At 58.6% G+C, this 471-nt stretch carries 1 rRNA gene; it reads right to left on the bottom strand.

From position 1 onward, the window contains the following. Positions 1–390 precede the first annotated feature (390 nt). Positions 391–471, bottom strand: a 16S ribosomal RNA gene (locus tag ADL05_RS28420); the annotation flags it as partial.

Below are 471 nucleotides of genomic sequence, written 5' to 3' on the forward strand. Positions count from 1 at the left end.
CGTGTGCCACTATCACTTGGCCACTACAGATAATAAGATGCTCGCGCACACTATTCACAAATCAAAACACCAACCGCAAGCTCCGACACCACTCACACCCACCCACCAGACCCCACACGGGACCCAGGAACAGGGTTCTGAGAGTTCTCAGAGGCGGTCCGCGGGAAACAGCACCGGCCACCGACCCCCCGGAAACCGGAGAATCAGCAGCCGAGGTTGCTTCCTCAGACACCCAACAGCGCGCCCCCCGACGCTTCTAGTCGTCGGAGGTCAAGTTCGATTCTCATCCAAGCCACTCCCGACCACCGGCACCCACACGGGCACCAGGCCGGGTCCACTTTCGAGTCCGACCAACCATAGGAAAGAGTTGGTCTTCAAAAGACTCCTTAGAAAGGAGGTGATCCAGCCGCACCTTCCGGTACGGCTACCTTGTTACGACTTCGTCCCAATCGCCAGCCCCACCTTCACTCA

Source organism: Nocardiopsis sp. NRRL B-16309, from assembly GCF_001279585.1.
Taxonomy (GTDB): domain Bacteria; phylum Actinomycetota; class Actinomycetes; order Streptosporangiales; family Streptosporangiaceae; genus Nocardiopsis.